The organism is Kitasatospora sp. NPDC059462 (assembly GCF_042749955.1).
Lineage (GTDB): Bacteria > Actinomycetota > Actinomycetes > Streptomycetales > Streptomycetaceae > Kitasatospora.
This window is the reverse complement of sequence record NZ_JBHYUU010000090.1, coordinates 1-17,825: the sequence shown is the minus strand read 5'-3', so window position 1 is coordinate 17,825 and position 17,825 is coordinate 1. Positions and strand designations below refer to the sequence as shown.

Here is a 17,825-nt window from a genome sequence, read left to right as displayed (position 1 = left end):
GCCGCGGCACTCCGGCCGGAGTCGCCCGTCCGCGCGCCGCGCTGCCACAGCGGCAGCACCGCGACGCGCGCGGCCGGGCGGCGCTCATCCCTCACGGCCCGGCACCGTCGCGGTGCGGCGGTCGGCCGCCAGCGAGTCCTCCAGCCGGGCCAGCAGCACCCGGAAGCGGTCCGTGTCCTCGGCCGTCATCCGGCCGCCCTCGGCCGGGGCCCGCACGCCCCGGTCCCCCGTCGTTCCCTCGTTCATGCCCCGACGGTAGGACGTGACGATCAACGCCGGATAAACGGAACGCCGTTCACCCGCTACGCGCGCCCGAGCACCCGGTCGACGGTGATCTCGATGACCACCCGGTCCGGGTTCACCCGGGGCTCGCGGTAGCGCTCGGTGTAGCGCCGCTCCGCGTCGGCCACCGCCTCCGGCGCGTCCAGGACCACCGCCACGCCCTCCAGCGTGGACCAGCGCGCCCGGTCCACCTGGCAGACCGCCACCCGCTGCCCGGCCGCACCGGCCGCCAGCACGTTGCGCACCTTGCGGCTGGTGCGGCTGCTGATCACCCGGGCCACCCCGCGTTCCGGCTCGAACGTCACCCCCACCGGCACCACGTGCGGCGACCCGTCCGGCCGCCGGGTGGTCAGGGTGGAGATGTGCCGCTCCCGCCAGAAGGCGAGGAAGGCGTCGTCGAGCGCGCGCGGGTCATGGGCCATGCCCGCGATCGTACGTGCCCGGGCCCGGCGGACGGCCGCCGGGCCCGGGTCGCCTCCCGCGCGGTCAGTGACCGCGGGCGATCCAGTCCGGGAGGGCGGGGGCCTCGGCGCCGATGCTGGTCGGGTCGCCGTGGCCGGTGCGCACCACCGTGTCGGCCGGCAGGGTGAGCAGCCGGTCGCGGATGGAGTCGATGATGGTCGGGAAGTGCGAGAAGGAGCGGCCGGTCGCGCCCGGGCCGCCGTGGAAGAGGGTGTCGCCGGTGAACACCGTGCCGAGGTCCGGGGCGTACAGGCAGACCGCGCCCGGGGCGTGGCCGGGCGTGTGCAGGACGGTCAGCGCGGTGCCGGCGACCTCGATCCGCTGCCCGTCGGCGAGTTCGCCGTCCGGGAGGCGGTCCGGGTGGGTCAGCTTCCACAGCGGCAGGTCGTCCGGGTGGAGCAGCACCGGCGCCCCGGTGCGGGCGGCCAGCTCCGGGGCGGCGTCGATGTGGTCGTTGTGCGCGTGGGTGGAGACGACGGCGAGCAGCCGGCGCCCGGCGAGCGCCGCCTCGATCGCGGCGGCGTCGTGGGCCGCGTCGATCACCACGGCCTCGGTGTCGTCGCCGACGATCCAGACGTTGTTCTCCACCTCCCAGCTGCCGCCGTCGAGGTCGAAGGTCCCGGCGGTGACGAGCCGCTCGACGCGGACGGACCCGGTGCTCACAGGACCACCACCGAACGGAGCACGTCGCCGTGGTACATGCGCTCGAACGCCTGCTCCACCGCGTCCAGGCCGATCGTCTCGCTGACGAAGGCGCCGAGGTCCAGGCGGTCCTGGAGGTAGAGGTCGATCAGCATCGGGAAGTCCCGGGAGGGCAGGCAGTCGCCGTACCAGGAGGACTTCAGCGCGCCGCCGCGCCCGAACACGTCGAGCAGCGGGAGCTCCAGCTTCATCTCCGGCGTCGGCACGCCGACCAGGACGACGGTGCCGGCCAGGTCGCGGGCGTAGAAGGCCTGCCGGTAGGTCTCCGGGCGGCCGACCGCCTCGACCACGACGTCCGCGCCGTGGCCGCCGGTCAGCTCGCGGATCGCCTCGACGGGGTCGGCGTTCCTGGAGTTGACGGTGTGGGTGGCGCCGAGCTTCTCGGCGGTGGCGAGCTTGCGGTCGTCGATGTCCACCGCGATGATCTTCGACGCGCCGGCCAGCCGCGAGCCCAGCACGGCCGCGCCGCCGACGCCGCCGCAGCCGATCACCGCGACCGTGTCGCCGCGGCCGACGTTGCCGGTGTTGATCGCGGCGCCGATGCCCGCCATCACGCCGCAGCCGAGCAGCCCGGCGACGGCCGGGTCGGCGGCCGGGTCCACCTTGGTGCACTGGCCGGCGGCGACCAGCGTCTTCTCGGCGAACGCGCCGATCCCCAGGGCCGGGGACAGCTCGGTGCCGTCCAGCAGCGTCATCTTCTGCTCGGCGTTGTGGGTGTTGAAGCAGTACTGGGCACGCCCCCGCTTGCAGGCGCGGCACTGGCCGCAGACGGCGCGCCAGTTGAGCACGACGAAGTCGCCCGGCGCGACCTCGGTGACGCCCTCGCCGACCGTCTCCACGATGCCCGCGGCCTCGTGGCCGAGCAGGAACGGGAACTCGTCGTTGATCCCGCCCTCGCGGTAGTGCAGATCGGTGTGGCACACGCCGCAGGCCTGGATCCGCACCACCGCCTCGCCGGGCCCGGGATCGGGCACGACGATCGTCGTCACCTCCACGGGCGCGCCCTTGGCGCGTGCGATCACTGCCTTGACCTGCTGGGCCATCCGTTCCACCTCCGTCGGCCGGTGCCGCTCTGCACCGGCGTGACCTGCGTCGACGCGGTCGGTCGACACGAGTCGGGTGACTCGCCCACGAAGCGTAGCGCCCGCCCGGGGCGGGGGCCGGGGAGCGTCCCGGGTGATCCGGCTCACCGGGGCCGCCGGCCCCGGGGCGCACCGCGGGGGCGCACGGACCTCGGCGAGCGCCCCCAGCTGCCGCCGTGCCCTCACCGTGCCCGCGGCCCCCGGGCGTTGGCTGGAATCGTCGCTGACTGCGGCCCGTCTCCCACGTACGGTCGAAACGAAACCCGGCCCACCCGGCACACCCGTCGAACGCCCCGCCCGTCCCCCGCGCACCACCCGGATCCACCCCCCGCAGGCCGCCCCCCGTGCGGCCATCGCCCTGGAGTCTGGAGTACGGATGTCCGCCGAGAACAGTGCCACCGGTGCCGGAACCGGTACCGTCCCGAACCCCGGCACGGCCCTGACCGTGCTGCCGCCGCTGCACTGCCTGCGCCTGCTCGAACCCGGCCCGCCCCGGCTGGCCGCCCTGCCCACCGGCACCCCGGTCTGGCTGGTCAGCCGGCACACCGACGTCCGGCAGGTGCTCACCGACCCGCGCCTGGGCCGCGCCCCGCTCTTCGCGCCGGACGCCCCGCAGGTCACCGTCATCCCCAACCTGCTGGACGACCCCGCCGCCCTGCTCAACATCGACGGCGTCGAGCACCAGCGGCTGCGCCGCACCGTGCAGCGCGCGTTCACCCCGCGCGCGATCGCCCGCTGGCGCCCCTGGGTGGCCTCGGTCGTCGACGGCCTGATCGACGAGCTGCTCGACCGCGGCTCGCCCGCCGACATCGTCGCCGGCTACACCCGGCCGCTGCCGGTCGCCGTGATCAGCCGGCTGATGGGCCTGGACCACCTCGACACCGTGCGGCTCGAACGCTGGAGCGACCACGCGCTGGCCACCACCGCGTTCACGGCGCAGGAGGTCCGCACGGCGATGCGCGAGTTCGCCGACTTCGGCGCCGAGCTCGTCGCCGAACGCCGCGCCGCCCCCGGCGACGACCTGGTCAGCGGCCTGCTCGCGGCCGCCGACGACACCCCCGGGATCACCGAGGAGCAGATCGTCACGCTCGTCATCGGCCTCGTCGTGGCCGGGCACGAGACCACCATGACGGCGCTCGGCAACGCCCTCGTCTACCTGCTCGGCGACGGCCGGGACGCCTGGCAGCGGCTCGCCTCCGACGAGCAGAGCGCGGCCGCCGCCACCGAGCAGCTGCTGCGCGCCGTCCCGCTGGGCGACGCCGACGTGCTGCCCGGACTGCTGCGGCGGGCGGTCGAGGACATCGAGATCGGCGGGGTGCGGATCCCCGCCGGGAGCGTCGTCGCCGCCGACGTCACCGCCGCCAACGGCGACCCCCGGGTGTTCACCGGGGACCTGCTGACCGAGTTGTTCGCCCCGCTCGCCGGGTCCTCGTACACCTTCGGCGCCGGGCCGCACCACTGCCTGGGCGCCTGGCTGGCCCGGATGGAGCTGGAGCTCGCCCTGCACCGGCTGGCCCGGCGGCTGCCCGCGCTGCGGCTGGCCACGGCCGAGGACGCCATCGACTGGCGGCGCGGCATGCTGACCCGCAGCCCGCAGCACCTGCGGGTCTCCTGGTGAGCGGCGACGGCACGGCCGGCACCGCGCCGGAGGTGATCGTCCAGGTCGACCGCGACCGCTGCATCGGCTCGGGCATGTGCGCCCTGACCGCACCCGGCTCGCTGGCCCTCGGCGCCGACGGGCTGGCCCGTCCGCTGCGCGAACAGCCCACCGGCGCGGGCGGGGAACCGCTCACCCCGGAACTGTCCGACGCCGTGGAGTACTGCCCGGTCGAGGCGCTCGCCCTGTACGGCGCCCGCGACGGCCGCCGGATCGAACCGGGCGGCTGAGCCCGCCGCCGCCCGGCCGGTCCGGTGGTTCCGGTGGCCGGCCGGGCTGCGGGGGCGGCGGTCAGCCGGCCGGGGCGGCGTCGGCCGCGGTGGCCGGCCGGCGGCCGCAGAACGCGGTCGCCAGCAGCTTCTGCGTGCTGCTCCAGCCGTAGTCGGTCTTCCGGTAGCCGTTGGTGGAGAGCGCCACCACCCGACGGCCGTCCGGGGTGCCGTAGACGGCACTGTTGTGTCCGCGGCCGGTGGCGCCGTTGTTGCCCCAGACCTCGCCGCAGGGCGTGGTCAACCGGCCGATCCCCAGGCCGTACTGGCCGATGCCGCTCGCCGGGGCGACCGTCAGCATCTCGGTGAGCAGCGGCGCGGGGAGCAGCCGCCCGCCGAGCAGGGCCCGGAGGAAGGTGTCGAGGTCCGCGGTGGTCGAGATGCCGGCGCCCGCCGCGTCCATCTCGCTCGGCTCCATCTCGGTGATGTCCACCGGGCCGCCGGGCAGGTCCAGGTAGGTGTGCGCGTGCGGGCCGCGGATCGCCGTCGCGTGCAGCGGCATCGAGGTCCCGGTCAGCCCGAGCCGGTCGATGATCCGGCGCTCCACCTCCCGGCGCCAGTCGTGGCCGGTGACCCGCTCGACGATCATGCCGGCCAGCACGTAGTTGGTGTTCGCGTAGAAGAAGCCCGTGCCGGGCTCGAAGTGCGGCGGGTGGCTGGTGGCGACCGCGAGGAGCTGCTGCGGCGTCCAGCTCCGCCAGCGTCCCTCACGGAGCCAGGTCGCGTCGTCGCGGATGCCGACGGCCGGGTCGTCGAGATAGTCGAACAGCCCGCTGGTGTGGTTGAGAAGCTGGCGCACGGTGATGGCGCCGCCGCCGGGGACGGCGCCGGGCAGCAGACTCTCCACGGTGTCGTCCAGCCCGAACCGCCCCTCGCCGACCAGCTGGAGGACGACCGTCGCCACGAAGGTCTTGGTCACGCTGGCGATCCGGAACCGGCCGTTCGCCGGGGGCTCGGCGCCGGTCGAGAAGTCGCCCACGCCCTCCGTGCCCTTCCACACCGTGCGCCCGTGCTCGGTCACCCGGACGAGGGAGCTGGACGCCCCGCCGGTCCCGACCACGCCCTCCAGCGCCTCGTCCAGCGCCCGGGCGTCCACGCCGCCCCGGTGCGGTCCGGTGCCGAGGGCGCCGGCCGTCGGGGCGGTCACGCCCACCAGGCCCGCGCCCGCCAGCGCGAGCGCGACGACCCGCACACCCGGCGCCCTCCGCGACCCGTCCCGGCGTTCCGGTGCCCTCATGGTTCCTCCCGTGTCCGTACCGAGGCTTCACCACACCTGAAAGGTGCGATGAGCTGACACTTTGTCAGGCGGGCACGAACCGGTCGTCCACCCACGGAGGTACGGCGGGTCCCCCCGGGGGTGGACGTTCGGCCGGCGTTTCGGCCCCTCTCAAGTCGGAGGCCGACCCTGTGAACTCCAGGGGCGGCGATACGACTTGAGGATGAGCCGGACCGTACGGCGAACCATCCCGGCAGACCTTGACACGCCCCGGCCGCCCGTACGGCCCGGGGTGTGAGGACGAGCCCTCAGCCTCGCGCCACCTCCAGGGCGCGCCGGACCTCCGCCGCCGGGTCGCCCTCGTGGTACGGGCGCTCGCTGTCCTCGATGTGGTCCAGGAACTCCTGGTACCGCAGCGCGTACCCGAGGTGGAACAGCGGCCGCGCCAGCTCCAGCGCCCGCTCCGGCGCGCAGCCCGGCACCCGCGCGCGCCAGGCGTCCGCCCAGACCCCGGCCAGCTGGGCCCACCGCTCCTCGTCGACGAAGGCGCGGGGCCGCAGGCCGTCCATGGCCGGGTGGCCGAGGCAGGCGTCCGCGAAGTCGATGGCCCTTGGCCCGGCGCCGTCGCCGCTGCGCCAGTTGCCGGGGTGGAAGTCGCCGTGCACCGCGGTCTCCGGCAGCCCGCACGCGGCCAGCTCCCCGACCAGGGCGGGCAGGCGTTGCGCCAGCGCCCGGGCCGCGGACAGTTCCCCGGCCGTCAGCTCCGGCCCGGCGGCGAGCCGGTCGAGCAGGGCGGGGACGGCGGCGGCGAGGGTGCGCGGGGTGCGGTCGCGCAGCCCGGCCGCGGCGGCCCGGCCGTCGGCGGCGAGCGCCGCCTGCGCGGCGACCAGCCGCGGCACGACGTCCGCCACCTCCGCCTCCGACGGGCCCCAGCAGTCCTCCCCCGGCACCTCGTCGAGCAGCACCCGCCCCTGCTCCGGGTCGGCCGCCAGCACCACCGGCACCAGGGCCGGGTCCGCCGCGCCGAACAGCGCGATCGCCTCCGCCTCACGGGCGTTGAACGCCGGGTTGCTCACCTTCAGCCAGACCGGACCGGCGGCCGTCGGCAGCCGGAACAGCCCGGACAGGTTCCAGGTGCGGACCTGCTCGGCGCCTCCGGTGACCGGCCGTCCGGCCGCCGCCAGCGCCCGCCGCGCCCAGTCCACCGCCGCCCGCAGCCCCTCCGGCGTGGCCCAGGCGGCCCGCCGCTCGGCCGGCCCCAGCAGCGCCCCCGTCCCGGCGTCCGGCGCCCGCACCGCCCGCCCGTCCGGGCGCTCCAGCGCCTCGACGTGGTACACCGTGTGCCCTCCGTGGCCGCCCTCCCCGCCGGTCACCCCGACGAGCCGGACGACCATCACCGGGACCCCGGTCTCCGCCGAGACCCGCTCGGTCACCGCCCGCACCGAGGACCACCACGGCTCCCCGAGCTCGAACGGCCCGACCGTTCCGAGGTACCCGCCGTCGTGCGTGAGGTGGACGCCGACGGTCCGCCCGTTCCCTTGATCCATCCGCGCAGCATCCCCCGGCCGCCCCCTCGCCCGCGACCCGTTTTCCGGCCGCCGGCCGGCCCGGGAGGCCCCGCGCCGCCGGCCCCGGCCCTGCCCGGCCACCTCGCCGACCTGCGTGATCTGATGACCCGCATGGATCTGCCCCCCGCCCCCGCCGGAACGTGCCCCTGCGTGATCTGCGCCGCCGACGGCCCGCAGCGCTCCCGCGCGCGCTCGGCGCTCCGCCGGGGCGGGGTGCCCGGCGTCTCCGCGCACTGGCGGCGCGAGGCGGAGGACGTCCTGGCCCACGGCCACCACGTGATCGGCATCCCCGGTGAGGGTGCTCTCCCGGACTGGGCCTTCACCGTGGGCCATTGGCACACCGCGCGCCGCCCCGAGCTGGTCATGGCCGGCCTGGACGCGCACGGCCAGATGCACCGGCTCAACGAGGCCGTGAACCGGCTGCGGGAGGGCGCGTGCGCCGAGCCGGACGGCCTGCTCGACGGCGTGATCGAGGACTACCCGGTGCTGCTCAGGCCCGTCGACCCCAGCTGGCACCGGCCGCTGCTCGGCACGGCCGTCGGCTTCTACCGCCGCGTTCCCGTCCCGGTGCTCCAGCTGGTCCGGCCCGACCGCGACCACCGCCGGCCCTTGGACGAGAACGCCTCCCCCGGCTGCCGGGCGCAGCCGCGGCTCTGGCTGCCGGTCGGGGACCACCCGGAGGGCGTCTGGACGCGGGAGGCGGCGGAGGCCGAGGCCTCCGCCTGACACCACCGGACCCTCGGGCCTACGGGATGGCCACCGCCGCGCCCGAGACCCGTACGCGCGGGGCCGCCGTGCGCAGGTCGACGTGGAGCAGGCCCGGACGGCCGAGGTCCTCGCCCTGGTGGAGGGTGAGCGTGGCCGGGGCCCCGGCGGGGGCGAGGTCGCGCAGGTAGGCGCCGAAGGCGGCGGCGGCCGCTCCGGTGGCCGGGTCCTCGACGACCCCGCCGACCGGGAACGGGTCGCGGACGTGGAAGACGTCGGGGGCGGCGCGCCAGACCAGCTGGACGGTGACCAGGTCACGGGCGGTCATGAAGGCGGCGAGGCCGTCGAAGTCGTAGGCGAGGCGCGCCAGGCGCTCGCGGGTCGCGGCGGCCAGCACCAGGTGCCGGGCGCCGGCGTAGGCGTAGCGGGGCGGCAGCGCGGGGTCGAGGTCCTCGGGGGACCAGCCGAGCAGGGCGAGCGCCTCGGCGACGTCCGCCGCGTCCGGCTCCGTGACGTGCGGCTCGACGCTGGTGAGGGTGGCGCGCAGGGCGCCGTCCGCGCCCTCGGTCACCTCGACCGGCACCTCGCCCGCCGCCGTGCGGTAGAGGAACCGCCCCGGGCCGACCCGCTCGGCGAGCGCCACGGCGGAGGCGACGGTGGCGTGGCCGCAGAACGGCACCTCCGTCAGCGGGCTGAAGTAGCGCACCGCGTAGCCGCCCGCCGGATCGGGGGTGAGGAAGGCGGTCTCCGAGTACCCGAGCTCGGCGGCGATCGCGAGCATCCGCCCGTCGGAGAGGCCGGCCGCGTCGAGCACCACCCCCGCCGGGTTCCCGCCCCCGGGGTCGGTGGCGAAGGCGGCGTAGCGGAGGATGCCGGGTGCGCCGGAAGCGGCGTCGTCACTGGTCATGACGGCTCGAACGTGCCCGGCCGCGCCGGTGTTCCCCCTCATCGCAGCACCGCCTCCAGCAGGTCGGCGCCGAGCCGGGCGCTGCCGGCCAGGTCGAGCTGGTAGAGCATGTACCGCCCGCGCCGGTGGGTGGTGAGCAGTCCGGCCCGGCGCAGCACCGCCAGGTGCCGGGACACCTCGGGCGCGCTGAGCTGCCAGGCGGCGGCGAGCTCGCCGGTGGTGTGCGGGCCGCGGGCGATGGTGCGGGCGAGCCGGAGCCGCACGGGGTGGGCGAGCGCCTCCAGCCGCTGCTGGACCACGGCGAGCGAGACCGGCTCGGGCGTGCCCTCCTCGGCGACGGGGTACTGCACCACGGGCCGCCAGCCCGCGGCGGAGACCACCAGCAGGTGCGGCCGCCCGTACGCGGTCGGGACGAAGGTGACGCCGCCGGCGACGGCGCCGCTGGTGGTGTTGTCCTGGAGCTTGTCGACGACGATCCGCCGCCGTCCCTGCCCGGCGTCCTCCAGCTGGACCGAGGCCGAGACGGCGGCCAGCGCCTCGGCCGCGCCGTGCCGCACCAGCAGGTCGGTCTTGCGGCGGGCGTCGGCGGCCAGTGCGGGCAGCACCCGGCGCCAGGCGTCGGCGAAGAACGCCTCCGCGCAGTCCTCCAGCATCCGCCGCACCAGGGCCCGGACGGCGGGCGGGTCGGCGAGCAACCGGTCGGCGAACTCGGCCTGCCGGGGCCCCCGGGCCAGGGCCAGTTCCCGGGCCCGCTCCTGCGCGACCGGGTCGGTGAGCGGTGAGGTGGCGCGGTTCGCCATCCGGGAGGCTCCGCAGGCCGTCACCAGCGCGGCCCGGACGTACTGCTCGTCGTCGATCCGGTCGACGGCGTCCAGTTCCTCGCCGAGGGTGGCGCCGGGCAGGCCGGGGACGAGGAAGTCGGCGCGCGAGGAGCGCCACAGGAAGTCGGCCTCGGTGAGCCGTTCGGCGAGCGCGGGCGGCACGGCCGCCGTGGTGCTCGCCGCCCAGCCGTGCAGGCTCGGGTGGTGCGCGGGTTCCGCGAGCACGTGCAGCATCGCGCTGAGTTCGGCCAGCGGGGAGGGGGTGAACAGCAGGCGGGTGTCGGGCAGGCCGGTGATGTCGATGGTCAGGCTCACGCTCCCGATCCTGTCACCTGCGACGACGGGCCCCGTCACCGGTTGACGCTCCTCGTCAATCGACGTGCCCGCGGGCCGGGCGCGGGCGGACGGTACCGGCCATGAGCCTGATCCGGAGCCCGAAGCGGCAGCACGACGACCATCCGGCGCCCGACGGCGGCCCGGCGCCCCGCAGCGGCCTGGCCGCCCTGCTCGGCCTGCTCACCGCGGCGGGCGGCCCGCGCTACGCGGCCGCGCTGCTGGTGGACGCCCTGGGAACCGGTCTGCTGCGGCCGTTCCTGCTGCTCTACGGCATCGGCGTGCTCGCGCTGGACGCGGGGACGGCGGGCCTCGCGATGTCCGCCGGGATGGTCGCCGGCCTGCTCGTCCTCCCGCTGACCGGCCGGTGGATCGACCGGGGCGCGCGCAGCCTGCCGGCGGCGGCGACCCTGCTGGTGCGCGCGGCCGGGTCGGTGGTGCTGCTGCTGGCCGACGGCACGGCCGGGTTCGCGGCGGCGGCCGTGCTGCTCGGCGTGGGCGGCCAGTCCTGGCCCGCCACCCACGCCGCCGTGGTCTCGACGCTCACCGAGGGCCGGACCCGGGACGCCGCGCTGGCCGCCGGGCGGACGCTGCGCAACGCCGGGCTGGGCGCGGGCGCGCTGCTGGCGACCCTCGCGGTGGCGGGCGGCACGGGGGCGCTGCGGCTGCTCGCCGCGGTCACCGGGGCGGCCTGCCTGCTCGCGGCGGTGCTGGTGCACTCGCTGCGGGTCACCGCGCCCCAGGCGCCGCCCCCGCCCGCCGGGGCCGAGCGCGCCGAGGGCCCGGCGCTGCGCCGGATCGGCCTGCTCAGCGTGGCGAACCTCCCCTACTCCTTCGCCTTCGACGTCCTGGAGGTGGCGCTGCCCGCCCTGCTGGTGCTGCACCTGCACGCCTCCCCGGCGTGGTCCTCCGGGGTGTTCGTGGGCAACACCGTGCTGGTGATCACGCTCCAGCTGGCCGTGGTGGTCCGTCTCGCCGACCGGGCCCGGCACCTCGTGCTGGCCGCCGGCGGGATCGCGCTCGCCCTGTCCTACCTGGGCTTCTGGGCCGCCGGGGCGCTCGGCGGCACGGCCGGGGCGGCCGGCGTGGCGGCGGTGTCCGTGCTGTTCACGCTCGGCGAGATCCTCTACTCCGGCTCGGGGACGGCCCTGGTGGCGGCGAGTGCCCCGCCGCACCTGCTCGGCCGGGCGCTGGCCCGCTGGGAGCTCTCCTCGGGCGTCGGGCGCGCGCTCGCCCCGGGGGCCCTGACCGCGCTGCTGGCGGTCGGCCCGCACGTGCTGTGGCCCGTCCTCGCCGTCACCACCCTGCTCGCGGCGGCCGCCGTCGCCCGCCTCCGCCCGGTCCGGGGTGCGGCCGGGCCCCGGGTCGCCGATCCTGGGCGGCGGGGCACGTGCTCGCACGCGCCCGGCCCCGTCGTGAGGAAGGACACCGCATGAGCGCCCTCGACTTCGAGGTCATCGACAGCCCGGACAGCTCGCTCGACAAGACCTCCGTGCTGGTCACCGGGCCGCAGGACGCGCTGCTGGTGGACGCCGGGTTCACCCGCTCCGACGGCCGGCGGCTCGCGGAGCGGGTGAAGGCCTCCGGAAAGCGGCTGACCACGGTGTTCGTCAGCCACGGCGACCCGGACTTCTACTTCGGCGCCCAGGAGGTGCAGGACGTCTTCCCGCAGGCCCGGTTCCTGGCCACCGCGTCGACCGTCGAGCACATCCAGGAGACCTTCGACGCCAAGCTGCGGTCCTGGGCGCACCTGGGGCCGGAGCTGCCGACCCGGCTGGTGCGCCCGGAGGTGCTGCACGGCGACGAGCTGGTCTTCGAGGGGCACCGCTTCGAGCTGCGCGGTGCGGACTTCCACCTGCCGGACCGGCACTACCTGTGGCAGCACCACCACCGCACGGTGCTCGGCGGCGTCCTGTTGTTCCAAGGGCTGCACGTGTGGACGGCGGACACCCCGACGCCGGAGCAGCGGGCCGCCTGGATCGACCTGCTGGACGGCATGGCGGCGCTGGAGCCGGCCTTCGTGGTGGCCGGGCACCGGACGGCCGACGCGCCGACCGACACCTCCGCGATCGACCACACCCGGGACTACCTGCGGGCCTTCGAGACGGAGGTCGGCCGGGCGCCGGACGCGGCGGCGGCGCGCGCCGCGCTGGAGCACCGCTTCCCCGGGCTGGGCATGACACTGGCGGTCGACCTCGGGACCAAGGTCGCCAAGGGCGAGCTGAGCTGGGGCTGAGCGCGATGATCGAGGTTCCGAGGGCCCAGGCCGCGTTCGCCGAGTCGGACGCCCCGGCCGACGTGGTGCGCCGCCAGTACCTGGCGTCGGCGCGCGGTGACCTGGGGGCGCTGCGGGCGACGCTCGCCGACGACGTGGAGTGGACGGAGATGGCCGGCTTCCCGCTGGCCGGCACCTACCGCACGCCCAAGGGCGTCACCGGCGGGGTGATGGAGCGGCTGGCCGCCGACTGGGAGGGCTGGACGGTGCACGACGACCGGTACGTGGTGCAGGGGGAGGACGTGGTGGTGCTCGGCCGGTACACGGCGGTGCACAAGGCGACCCGGCGGCCGCTGGCCGTGCGGGTGGTGCACCACTTCACGGTGCGCGGCGGGCGGATCGTGCGGTTCGAGCAGTTCACCGACACCGCCCTGGTCCGGGACGCGATGACGCCCTGACCGCCGCGTCACCCGTTCGGGGGAGCCGTCGCGGCGCGCCGGACGCGCTCTCGACAGCCCCGCCGGGCGGCGGCAGGCTGTCCGTGATTTCCGCCGGAGAGCGAGGAGTTCACCATGAGCACGGACAGCAGCGGCACCGACGACGGCGGGCGCGAGCGCCCCTTCGTGATCGTCGGCGCCTCCCTCGGGGGCGCCAAGGCCGCGCAGGCGCTGCGCGAGGCCGGGTACACCGGGGGCATCGTGCTGATCGGCGACGAGCACGAGCGCCCGTACGAGCGCCCGCCGCTGTCCAAGGGCTATCTCCTCGGCACGTCGGCCCGGGAGAAGATCTACGTCCATCCGCCGCAGTGGTACGCCGAGCACGACGTGACGCTGCGGCTCGGGACCCCGGTGGTCGCGATCGACCCGGCCGCGCACACCGTGACGCTGGCCGACGACGGGCGGGTGGAGTACGCGAAGCTGCTGCTGACCACCGGTTCGTCGCCGCGCCGGCTGCCGGTTCCCGGCGCGGACCAGGAGGGCGTGCACCACCTGCGCCGGGTGGAGGACAGCGAGCGGATCCGCGAGGCGTTCCGCCCGGGCGCCCGGGTGGTGGTGGTCGGCGCGGGCTGGATCGGCCTGGAGACGGCGGCCGCGGCGCGGGCGGCGGGCGCCGAGGTGACGGTGCTGGAGGTGGCCGAGCTGCCGCTGCTGCGGGTGCTGGGCCGCGAGGTGGCGCAGGTCTTCGCCGATCTGCACCGCGACCACGGGGTGGACCTGCGGTTCGGCGCCCAGGTCGCGGAGCTGACCGGCACGGACGGCCGGGTGAGCGGGGTGCGGCTGGCGGACGGCACGACGGTGCCGGCGGACGCGGTGGTGGTGGGCATCGGCATCGCCCCGGCCACCGCCCTCGCCGAGGCGGCCGGGCTGGAGGTCGACAACGGCGTCAAGACCGACCAGCACCTGCGCACCTCCGACCCCGACATCCACGCGGCGGGCGACGTCGCCAACGCCTACCACCCGCTGTTCGGCCGCCACCTGCGCGTCGAGCACTGGGCGAACGCCCTCAACCAGCCGCAGACCGCCGCCCGCGCGATGCTCGGCGAGGACGCCGTGTACGACCGCGTCCCGTACTTCTTCACCGACCAGTACGACCTGGGCATGGAGTACGTCGGCTGGGTGGAGCCGGGCGGCTACGACCGCGTGGTGTTCCGGGGCGACCCGGCCACCCGCGCGTTCATCGCCTTCTGGACCTCCGGGGGCCGTGTCCTGGCCGGCATGAACGTGAACGTCTGGGACGTCACCGACCCGATCCGCGACCTGGTGCGCTCCGGCCGCGAGGTCGATCTGAAGGCCCTCGCCGACCCGGCCGTCCCCCTCACCGACCTCTGAGCCGGTCGCCCGGGGCGTACCCCCGGCAGGCCGAACGGCCCGCTCGCGGAAGGCTGTTTCCGCGGGCGGGCCGTTCGGGTCTTCAGGTGGTCGAGCCCGGGTGGCCGTGCTCGGTGGTCGTGCTCGGTGGTCGTGCTCAGGTGGTCGGGAGGTGTCAGGCGACGGGCGGGAAGGCCTCGGCGTCCGGCTTCAGCAGCTGACCGGGGGCGGGGGCCTTCTGGTTCACCAGGTAGTCGGTGACCAGCTTGCCCAGCTCCTTGCTGCGGCCGACGGCGCAGTGCTCGACCACGTCGACCGAGACCAGCACCGCGTTGCCCAGCTGGCGCTGCATGCGCTGGGAGAAGATGTAGTTGGTGGCCGGGTCGTAGAGGTTGCCGACGACCATCACGGGGGTGGCGGTCTTCTTGCCCCACGGGCCGGTGAAGCGCTCGGCGTCACGGGCCGGGGCCGGCCAGGTGGAGCAGGTGGGGCCGTCGAAGGCCTGGTAGCGGCCGAAGGTCGGCGACTCCTTCTCCCACTTCTTCGCCACGTTGACGAAGCTCCACGGGTCGGACGGGTACGGCTTGTCCTGGCAGTTGACGCCGTAGTAGGAGTCGTCGGCCGAGTACGGGGTCTCCGGCAGGGCCTCGCGCAGCGCGTTCGGCACGGTGGTCGCGAGCACCTTGGCGTCCTCGACGGCGGCCGGGTCGGCCGTCGCCGGGGCGGCCAGGCCCTGGGCGGCGGCCGGCGCCTGGATCACCGAGTAGAGCGCCTGGAGGGACTTCGCCAGCGGCGCCTGACGGCTCTGCGAGTACAGGGCGTTGGCGACCTGGCTGGTGAAGCTGGAGAGGGTGACCTGGGTGCCGTCCGGCAGGGTGACCGGGCTGGTGCGCAGGTGGTCGCGGACGGTGTCGAACTTGGTGCGGGTGTCGCCGTCGCCGAAGGCGCAGCGCGGGGCGCCGGCGGCCTGGCAGCGCTTGAGGTACTCGGCGAGGGAGACCTCGAAGCCGGTGGCGCGCTGGCGGTCGTACTCGACGCCGTTGTGCATCCGCAGGTTGGGGTCGACGTTGCCGTCGACGATCAGGGTGCGGACCTTGTCCGGGTACATGCCGGCGTAGGTGGCGCCGATCAGGGTGCCGTAGGAGAAACCGGCGAAGTTGAGCTTGGCGTCGCCGACGGCGCGGCGCATCCGGTCGAGGTCGCGGACCACGTTGATGGTCGACATGTACTCGATGAGCGGGCCGGCGTTGCGCGAGCAGGCGTCGGTGTAGTCCTCGGTGGCGTCGATGGTCCGGGCTATCTCGGCCCTGGTCACCGGGACGCCGGTCATCCGGTCGTTGACGGCGGCGGCCTCCTCGTCGGTGGTGAAGCACTTGAGGGGGTTGCTGCGGGCCACGCCGCGCGGGTCGAAGCCGACCAGGTCGAAGCGGTCCTGGACGTCCTTGCCGAAGCGGGTGGTGGTGGCCCAGAGGTAGCCGCTGCCGCCCGGGCCGCCGGGGTTGAGGAACAGCGAGCCGATCCGCTTGGCCGGGTCGCTCGCCCGGCGGCGCATCATCGCGATGCCGACGGTCTCGCCGTTCGGGTGGTCGTAGTCGAGCGGCACCTGGTAGACGGCGCAGTCGTAGATCTTGGGGTCCGGCTGGGTCGGATCGGGGTTGCACGGCTTCCAGTCGACCGGTGCCACCTTGGCCTCGGCGGCCGGGCCGGGGGCCGGTGCGGCGACGGCCGCGGCGGCCGAGCCGGCGACGAGGGCGAGGGCACTGGTGACCGCCAGTGCCGCGCTGGTGATACGGGACACGAAACCTCCTCTGGTTCTGCAAACCCGGACAGCCTGTCAGGCCGCGATCAACAGGGGAAGACGTGTGCGACCGGAGATTCTTGTGAGATCGGCCCGAAGGGGCGTCAATCCCCCCTCACCGGGGCGGATTGACGGGAAACAGTGCGGCGGGTGGCTGAAGATCATCATTCACCGTATGGTCTGGCGGGCCCGCTGCGCTCCGACCGGCCCCGGTGGGCGTGCCGGTGGTGCCCGGGGCCCGCCACGGGCGGTCCCGCTCGGCCCGGCGCACGGCGGGGCCCATCGCGCAGCCGGCGGCCAGGAAGAGCCCGCCGAGCAGCAGCCAGCCCGGGCCGCCGCCGTCCAGCAGCAGGGTGGTCAGCAGCAGCGGGCCGGCGGTGCGGGCCACCGCCACGCCGGTGCCGAAGAAGCCCTGGTACTGCCCGAGCCGGTCGGCCGGGGCGAGGTCGAAGGCGATCTGCCAGGACCCGGCGGACTGCTTCATCTCCCCCGCCACCTGGAGCACCGCGCCGGCCACCAGCAGCGCCCCCGTCACCCGGAGCGGGACGGCCGCGGCGGTGAGCGCGAACACCGCGCAGGAGGCGAGCAGCAGGGCCCCGGCCTGCCGGACGGTGCGGGCGGCCGAGCGCAGGCCGGTGACCGCGCGGGCGGTGCGGACCTGGAAGAGCGTCACGCCCAGGGTGTTGAGGACGAACAGCGCGGAGCCGAGCCAGCCGAGCTGCGGGGCCCGGTCGGCGATCCACAGCGGGATCACCAGGCTGAGCAGCGGCATCCGCAGCAGCAGGACGGTGTTGACCAGGGCCACGACCGCATAGCGGCGGTCCGCCAGCACCGCGAAGCCACCGCCCCGGGCCGGGCGGCCGCCCGCCGGTCCGCCGGAGGGCACCGGCGCGGGTGCCGCCGCGGACGTCGTCACGGGTACCGCCGCGGGGGTGACCGCCGGCAGCCGGAGCAGCAGCAGGCCGGTCGCCAGGAATCCCGCGGCGGTCAGCGCGAACGCGGCGAGGAAGGCCGCCCCGGTCCCGACCGTCAGCGCGACGCCGCCGAGCGCGGCCCCGACCGCCAACCCGGCGTTGAGGACGGCCTGCAGCCCGGCGAGCGCCGCCGTCCGCTCCCCCTGCGGGACGAGCCCGCCGACCAGCGCCTGCCGGGCCGCGCCCAGCCCGGACTGGGCGGTGGCGTAGAGACAGGCGGCGGCCAGGAACGGCAGGAAGGAGCGGACCGCCAGGAACGAGGCGACCACCACCGCCGTGCCGAGGGCGAGCGCCGCCGCCGTACCGCGCGGTCCGCGCCGGTCGGCGAGGTGACCGAGCGGCACCCCGGCGAGCGAGCCGACCGCCCAGGCCACCGCCAGGCCGAGGCCGAGCCGGGCGGGCGAGAGGCCGACGATCCGGGTGAAGTACAGCGCCGAGCTGGTGTAGTACGCGCCGTCACCGATCGCGCTCACCAACTGGGCGACGGCGAGGGTGCGTTGGGCCGAGGGGGCGGAGCGGGGGCGGAACGGCACGGTTCTCCCTGGGGGACGGGGTGTCGGGGAACCCCCAGTCTCGGTCGGCGGCGGACCGTTCAACAGGGCCGGTATCAGCCCGTGATCTTGGGCCACTTCGGCCTGCCGAGGCGCCCGGCACCCCGCCGGGCGCCGGCCCGCACCCCCGCCCGCCCCCTTCACCGGACGCGCGCCCCCGGGCCCGCCGTCACCCGGACGGCGGTACCCCGTGCCGCGCCCGGCGCCTCCCGCCCCCTCCGTGTCCGTCCCGTCCGACAACCGGTCAACTGTCCGACGGCCTGCCGGAAAGCCGTGTTGACCGGCCAGTAGGGCACTCCTATGCTCGTCCGCGTTCTCGTTCGCGATCGTGGACACGACCAGCAGCCACGACCGGAAGAGGTGCACGCCCGCGTGCGCCGTCCGGCACCGGGACGGGACCGTCGCGGGTACCGCCCCGCGGGGGCCGTATCCCGGCGGGAAGGGCGCTCACCAACCGCAACGACCCCCCGCCCCC

The 17,825-nt window shown here is 75.9% G+C and carries 17 protein-coding genes; 7 read left to right on the top strand and 10 right to left on the bottom strand.

The genetic code is table 11. The features are described from left to right. Positions 1-84: 84 nt before the first annotated feature. From ACFXAM_RS22160 to ACFXAM_RS22145, 4 genes are all read right to left on the bottom strand, one after another. Positions 85-246, bottom strand: a complete 162-nt coding sequence (locus tag ACFXAM_RS22160; protein WP_380293803.1) for a hypothetical protein — start codon at positions 244-246, stop codon at positions 85-87. A gap of 56 nt (positions 247-302) precedes the next feature. After that, positions 303-704, bottom strand: coding sequence for a pyridoxamine 5'-phosphate oxidase family protein (locus ACFXAM_RS22155; RefSeq protein ID WP_380293801.1), 402 nt, complete (start codon positions 702-704; stop codon positions 303-305). A gap of 64 nt (positions 705-768) precedes the next feature. Continuing rightward, positions 769-1,407: an MBL fold metallo-hydrolase gene (locus ACFXAM_RS22150; RefSeq protein ID WP_380293799.1), complete on the bottom strand. Its 639-nt coding sequence runs from the start codon at positions 1,405-1,407 to the stop codon at positions 769-771. Then, on the bottom strand, positions 1,404-2,489 hold the full coding sequence (locus ACFXAM_RS22145) for an S-(hydroxymethyl)mycothiol dehydrogenase (RefSeq protein WP_380293797.1): 1,086 nt from the start codon (positions 2,487-2,489) through the stop codon (positions 1,404-1,406). Before ACFXAM_RS22145 ends, ACFXAM_RS22150 begins: the two co-directional genes overlap by 4 nt. A 415-nt stretch (positions 2,490-2,904) precedes the next feature. Here ACFXAM_RS22145 and ACFXAM_RS22140 point away from each other — a divergent pair, with 415 nt between their 5' ends. Together ACFXAM_RS22140 and ACFXAM_RS22135 are read left to right on the top strand one after the other, a co-directional pair. Continuing rightward, complete coding sequence (locus ACFXAM_RS22140; RefSeq protein ID WP_380293795.1) at positions 2,905-4,146, top strand: cytochrome P450; 1,242 nt, start codon at positions 2,905-2,907, stop codon at positions 4,144-4,146. Then, positions 4,143-4,415: a ferredoxin gene (locus ACFXAM_RS22135; protein WP_380293793.1), complete on the top strand. Its 273-nt coding sequence runs from the start codon at positions 4,143-4,145 to the stop codon at positions 4,413-4,415. The genes ACFXAM_RS22140 and ACFXAM_RS22135 overlap by 4 nt, the downstream gene beginning before the upstream one ends. A 61-nt stretch (positions 4,416-4,476) precedes the next feature. On the opposite strand, the gene ACFXAM_RS22130 is transcribed toward ACFXAM_RS22135, so the two are convergent. Beyond that, positions 4,477-5,646, bottom strand: a complete 1,170-nt coding sequence (locus ACFXAM_RS22130; RefSeq protein ID WP_380293791.1) for a serine hydrolase domain-containing protein — start codon at positions 5,644-5,646, stop codon at positions 4,477-4,479. Between the two features lie 332 nt (positions 5,647-5,978). Beyond that, positions 5,979-7,217, bottom strand: coding sequence for a phosphotransferase family protein (locus ACFXAM_RS22125; protein WP_380293789.1), 1,239 nt, complete (start codon positions 7,215-7,217; stop codon positions 5,979-5,981). Positions 7,218-7,349: 132 nt separating this feature from the next. Between ACFXAM_RS22125 and ACFXAM_RS22120 the strand changes: the two genes are divergently transcribed. Continuing rightward, entirely contained in the window at positions 7,350-7,964 is a 615-nt protein-coding gene (locus ACFXAM_RS22120) for a DUF4262 domain-containing protein (RefSeq protein WP_380293787.1), read from the top strand. A 19-nt stretch (positions 7,965-7,983) separates the two neighbouring features. Here the strand turns inward: ACFXAM_RS22120 and ACFXAM_RS22115 are convergent, their stop codons facing one another. Further along, entirely contained in the window at positions 7,984-8,850 is an 867-nt protein-coding gene (locus ACFXAM_RS22115) for a PhzF family phenazine biosynthesis protein (protein WP_380293785.1), read from the bottom strand. 38 nt (positions 8,851-8,888) lie between these two features. Beyond that, the gene (locus ACFXAM_RS22110; RefSeq protein WP_380293783.1) at positions 8,889-9,986 is read right to left on the bottom strand and encodes a DUF5937 family protein; all 1,098 of its coding nucleotides are present in this window, start codon (positions 9,984-9,986) and stop codon (positions 8,889-8,891) included. Positions 9,987-10,087: 101 nt separating this feature from the next. Here ACFXAM_RS22110 and ACFXAM_RS22105 point away from each other — a divergent pair, with 101 nt between their 5' ends. The 4 genes from ACFXAM_RS22105 (at position 10,088) to ACFXAM_RS22090 (ending at position 14,048) form a co-directional block, all read left to right on the top strand. Beyond that, positions 10,088-11,440 (top strand): MFS transporter, encoded by a 1,353-nt coding sequence (locus tag ACFXAM_RS22105; protein ID WP_380293781.1) that lies wholly within the window; start codon positions 10,088-10,090, stop codon positions 11,438-11,440. Beyond that, the gene (locus tag ACFXAM_RS22100) at positions 11,437-12,240 is read left to right on the top strand and encodes an MBL fold metallo-hydrolase (protein ID WP_380293779.1); all 804 of its coding nucleotides are present in this window, start codon (positions 11,437-11,439) and stop codon (positions 12,238-12,240) included. Before ACFXAM_RS22105 ends, ACFXAM_RS22100 begins: the two co-directional genes overlap by 4 nt. Before the next feature lie 5 nt (positions 12,241-12,245). Next, positions 12,246-12,677, top strand: a complete 432-nt coding sequence (locus ACFXAM_RS22095; RefSeq protein WP_380293777.1) for a nuclear transport factor 2 family protein — start codon at positions 12,246-12,248, stop codon at positions 12,675-12,677. 114 nt (positions 12,678-12,791) lie between these two features. Continuing rightward, positions 12,792-14,048 (top strand): NAD(P)/FAD-dependent oxidoreductase, encoded by a 1,257-nt coding sequence (locus tag ACFXAM_RS22090; protein ID WP_380293775.1) that lies wholly within the window; start codon positions 12,792-12,794, stop codon positions 14,046-14,048. 154 nt (positions 14,049-14,202) lie between these two features. On the opposite strand, the gene ACFXAM_RS22085 is transcribed toward ACFXAM_RS22090, so the two are convergent. Together ACFXAM_RS22085 and ACFXAM_RS22080 are read right to left on the bottom strand one after the other, a co-directional pair. Then, on the bottom strand, positions 14,203-15,825 hold the full coding sequence (locus ACFXAM_RS22085; protein ID WP_380293773.1) for an alpha/beta hydrolase: 1,623 nt from the start codon (positions 15,823-15,825) through the stop codon (positions 14,203-14,205). 115 nt (positions 15,826-15,940) lie between these two features. After that, positions 15,941-17,332 (bottom strand): MFS transporter, encoded by a 1,392-nt coding sequence (locus ACFXAM_RS22080; protein ID WP_380293771.1) that lies wholly within the window; start codon positions 17,330-17,332, stop codon positions 15,941-15,943. Positions 17,333-17,825: the final 493 nt, after the last annotated feature.

Bases quoted from the DNA above. Each gene is read 5' to 3' on its own strand.
- ACFXAM_RS22160 (WP_380293803.1), bottom strand. From the start codon at position 246: ATGAACGAGGGAACGACGGGGGACCGGGGCGTGCGGGCCCCGGCCGAG.
- ACFXAM_RS22155 (WP_380293801.1), bottom strand. From the start codon at position 704: ATGGCCCATGACCCGCGCGCGCTCGACGACGCCTTCCTCGCCTTCTGG.
- ACFXAM_RS22145 (WP_380293797.1), bottom strand. From the start codon at position 2,489: ATGGCCCAGCAGGTCAAGGCAGTGATCGCACGCGCCAAGGGCGCGCCC.
- ACFXAM_RS22140 (WP_380293795.1), top strand. From the start codon at position 2,905: ATGTCCGCCGAGAACAGTGCCACCGGTGCCGGAACCGGTACCGTCCCG.
- ACFXAM_RS22125 (WP_380293789.1), bottom strand. From the start codon at position 7,217: ATGGATCAAGGGAACGGGCGGACCGTCGGCGTCCACCTCACGCACGAC.
- ACFXAM_RS22120 (WP_380293787.1), top strand. From the start codon at position 7,350: ATGGATCTGCCCCCCGCCCCCGCCGGAACGTGCCCCTGCGTGATCTGC.
- ACFXAM_RS22115 (WP_380293785.1), bottom strand. From the start codon at position 8,850: ATGACCAGTGACGACGCCGCTTCCGGCGCACCCGGCATCCTCCGCTAC.
- ACFXAM_RS22105 (WP_380293781.1), top strand. From the start codon at position 10,088: ATGAGCCTGATCCGGAGCCCGAAGCGGCAGCACGACGACCATCCGGCG.
- ACFXAM_RS22100 (WP_380293779.1), top strand. From the start codon at position 11,437: ATGAGCGCCCTCGACTTCGAGGTCATCGACAGCCCGGACAGCTCGCTC.
- ACFXAM_RS22095 (WP_380293777.1), top strand. From the start codon at position 12,246: ATGATCGAGGTTCCGAGGGCCCAGGCCGCGTTCGCCGAGTCGGACGCC.
- ACFXAM_RS22090 (WP_380293775.1), top strand. From the start codon at position 12,792: ATGAGCACGGACAGCAGCGGCACCGACGACGGCGGGCGCGAGCGCCCC.